Below are 3527 nucleotides of genomic sequence, written 5' to 3' on the forward strand. Positions count from 1 at the left end.
TTCAACCGCCTCAAGCAGTGGCGCGGCATCGCGACCCGCTACGACAAGACCGCCGAGTCCTACCAGGCAGCCGTCACTCTCGCCTCGCTCCTGATGTGGGCGTGACATTTGAAGACAACTCCTAGGCGGGCGCAGCCCGTAGACGAGGGCGGTCGCCCCGGCGCCGAACAGCGCGCCGAACAGCATGACCATCACTGTGCGCCTCCCGGTTCGGTACCCGCCGCGGCGCGGGGAGCGCTCGACCTGATGAGACGGACCGGTTCCTCGATGCGGCCGATCGCGGTCAGGTAGGTGAAGCTCGCGGCGAACAGGGCGCCCACCACCGCGAGGACCACCTGCCCGGTCAGCGTGTCGAAGGGGTCCAGATAGGGGCGGTTGAAGACCACGAGCCCCACCACCATGCCCAAGGTGACGAGCACCGTGACACGCACTCCGGTGCGCACGCTCGCCCGTCCGGCGTCGATGCGCTGCCGCATGGCGACCTGCTCACGCACCGACTCCGCCAGTTCGCCCAGCAGTGGCGCGAGCTGGCTGGCCTGCTGCTCGGCAGCCATCACCAGCGCGGCCACCACCACATCGGCCAGCGGGTCATCGACATCCTCGGCGAACGTCCGCAGTGCCGCAGGCAAGGAGTGCCCCGACCTGACGGTGGCGGCAAGCTGCCGCATCTCGGGCTCCAGCGCGGCCGGGGCGATGTCCGCGGTCGCCAGCACCGCCTGCTCAAGACCGGCGGCCGCGGACAGGGTGTCGCGCAGCATCTCCGTCCACGTGGCCAGCGCCTCGATCCGCTCCGTGCGCCGTGCCGCCCGCCGGTCCGGGCCGAGCAGGCCCGGCAGGGTGAGCATCGAGACCGTGGTCAGCACCGCCGCCACCGGCCACCCCGTGAGCGCTTCCGTGACCACTCCGGCCATCAACGCGATCACTACGCGCCGTGTGGTCCAGTCCGCAGGCAGTCGCGCCACCAGGGCACGCCACAGGCCGGGCCGCTCCTCGCGTGCCGCGCGCCGGACCGCTCCATAGCCGATGGCCACCAGGCCGAGGCCGAACGCTGTCCCGCACGCCACCGCCACCCCTGTCCCCGTGCCGGGACCGACCACGGCGCTCAGCACGCCGCCCCCCACCGCTGGAACGCGGCACCCTGGGCATCCAGCCCGGCCGCCACCAGGTCATCGAGGGTCTCCGTGCGCAGCGGAGCAGCAGGCACGGCGCGCCCGTCGGGGCCGGGCCGCAAGACCTCGTTGGAGACGACCTGCGCCCCGTCCGCATCGACAACCTCGCGCACCGAGTCGATCACCCTGCGGCCTGCGCCATCCCAGCCCAGGTGAACGACGAAGTGCACCGCTGAGGCCACCATCAGGTTCGTCGCCTCCAGCGACAGCCGCTCCGGGGATTGCGCGGCGTAGGAGGCGAGCTTGGTGAACACCCCGCGCGAGGTCGAGGCGTGAATCGTGGACAGTGAGCCGTCGTTGCCCTGGCTCATGGCATTGCACATCGGGATCACCTCGGCCCCGCGGATCTCCCCGACGATGACCCGGTCGGGGGACATGCGCAGCCCCCAGCGCACCAGTTCTGCCTGATCGATGCCGCCCTGGCCCTCAATGTTCGGCTCCCGAGCCTGCATGGCCACGACGTTCGGGTGTGCCACCGGGTCGGCGTCGAGGCCGAGTTCGAAGGTGTCCTCGATTGTCACCAGCCGCTCCTCGGGTCCAATCTCGTGGGCGAAGGCCCGCAGCACGGTGGTCTTGCCGACATTGGTGCCGCCGCCGACCTCGATGTTTTTGCGCGCCCGCACCACCGCGCTCAGGAACGCGGCGAGCTGCTCGTCGCAGACGCCCAACCGCACCAGCTCACTCATCGACGCGACGGGAAAGCGGTGGCGGCGGATCGTCAGCGACACCCTGCCCGTCACCGCCATCACCGCGAACAACCGTGATCCGTCAGGCAGTTGCCGGTTCAGGCGGGGCAGGCCCCGGTCGAAGCGCCGCTCCTCCCCACCGACTCGGGCCGCGAGCGAGCGGACCAGTTCCACCAACTCGCCGTCCGAGGCTGCGACCGGTGCTTCGCGCCGCCATGAACCTGCCGCGTCCTTGACCCACACCACGTCGCAGCCGTTGACGCAGATGTTCTCGATCGCGCTGTCGGCAAGCAGGCGCTCCAGGCTGCCGGTGCCGAACAGCTCGTCCCTGACAGCCTGCGCGATCCGCTCCTCGGCCGCGGCATCGATCGACGCCCTGCCCTGGGGCCAGAGCCGAGCGCCGCTGTTCCCCCAGCTCCTCGGCCAGCAACCGCCCCACCGTGGCCCGCCGCGCCGTCTCCTCCTCCGTCGGCAATCCGGCCTGCTCGCGCTCGCCCGCGTACGCGGCCAACCGAGCCGCAACCCGCTGACGCACCAGATGTGCCAGCTCCCGCTCACCGCCCGGCACCGTACCCGGCGGCGTCAGCTGCTCGCTCACGATCCATCTCCTCGACTCCCAGTACCTGATCCAGCCCCCTCTCTCTCCGGCTCCACCCCCTCAGCCGCACCCCACCGCTCTCGGCGGCTACACCGCCGCTGCCCTGTCCGTGTCTGCCGCCCTCGTCCCGCTCGCCTGCGGCTCGACGAGCCGACGGGCCAGCTTCCGTGCGGCACTCATCAGCGGTGGCGGTCGAAACCCGGTCGTGCGCCGCCCGCTCTGCCCAGGGCGGTTCATCTCGGTCACGCTCTTGGCGTCCCAGGGCAGGAAGAGCACCCGCTCGACGCCAAGCGTCTTCTCGATCTCCTCCGCCGTGTACGGGCACGGCCCGACGACAGCTAACGTCAGCCGCCCGGCGTACGCACAGGCCTCCACTCCGTACGTGGCCACGTGGGTCAGTGGCTCCGCTCCGCCCCGTACCACCAACACGACCTGGTCGGCCGCCTCGAGCAGCGGCTCCACGTCCTGGCCGATGCGCCCCACGTCCAGCAGCACCGTGCCCCGGTCGGGGACGTCCCCGTGCAGCACACGGCGCCCCGCTTCACCGGCCAGCACACGCACGGCCTCCCGGCACGGGCCGCGACCAGGCACCGCGACCACCGCCCGCACCCCGAAGGGGAGTTCGCTCGCCGCCCCCAGCAGAGAGCCTGGGTGCGGCTGCCCGGCCGCCGCAGCTGCATCCAGCAGCGAGGGTGTCGCAGGCAGACCGAAGCGGATCATGAGGTCACCGCCGGAGGTGTCCGCCTCCACCGCCACCGGCCGCACCCCACCGTCTGCCTCCAACGGCCACGCGGCAGCCACTGCCAGCACCGTGGTGGTCACCCCCGGCGCACCCGTCACCGAGCCGACCACGACCAGCCGCCTCACGGAGCCTCACGCCCCTCGGCCGGAAGCACCACCACACGCGGATGCTCCAGCTGCGTCGCCCGCCGCACAGCTCCGGTCTCCACTAGGTCGTGTCTTCAATTGATCTCGTGTGCTGGATCATGGTCGGGTGATACGTCGCCATGAACTGTCCGATGCCGAGTGGGAGTTCGTCCGGCCGCTGCTGCCTGTGTCCTTGCGGGGGCGGAA

The 3527-nt window shown here is 71.4% G+C and carries 2 protein-coding genes and 2 pseudogenes; 1 reads left to right on the forward strand and 3 read right to left on the reverse strand.

The features are described from left to right. A pseudogene (locus GPA10_RS41445) lies at window positions 1-105 on the forward strand (IS5/IS1182 family transposase); the annotation flags it as partial. A gap of 86 nt (window positions 106-191) precedes the next feature. Here GPA10_RS41445 and GPA10_RS41450 read toward each other — a convergent pair. The 3 genes and pseudogenes from GPA10_RS41450 to GPA10_RS41460 all read right to left on the reverse strand — a co-directional run bounded on the left by GPA10_RS41450 (window position 192) and on the right by GPA10_RS41460 (window position 3320). Next, window positions 192-1109: a type II secretion system F family protein gene (locus GPA10_RS41450; RefSeq protein WP_425505897.1), complete on the reverse strand. Its 918-nt coding sequence runs from the start codon at window positions 1107-1109 to the stop codon at window positions 192-194. After that, a pseudogene (locus tag GPA10_RS41455) lies at window positions 1103-2453 on the reverse strand (TadA family conjugal transfer-associated ATPase). Before GPA10_RS41455 ends, GPA10_RS41450 begins: the two are co-directional and overlap by 7 nt. Before the next feature lie 87 nt (window positions 2454-2540). Next, window positions 2541-3320 carry a CpaE/TadZ family protein gene (locus tag GPA10_RS41460; RefSeq protein ID WP_343041904.1) on the reverse strand — a complete coding sequence of 260 codons (780 nt, stop codon included), beginning with the start codon at window positions 3318-3320 and terminating at the stop codon, window positions 2541-2543. Window positions 3321-3527 lie beyond the last annotated feature (207 nt).

Origin of the sequence: Streptomyces typhae (genome assembly GCF_009755605.1) — a bacterium.
GTDB classification, from domain to species: domain Bacteria; phylum Actinomycetota; class Actinomycetes; order Streptomycetales; family Streptomycetaceae; genus Streptomyces; species Streptomyces typhae.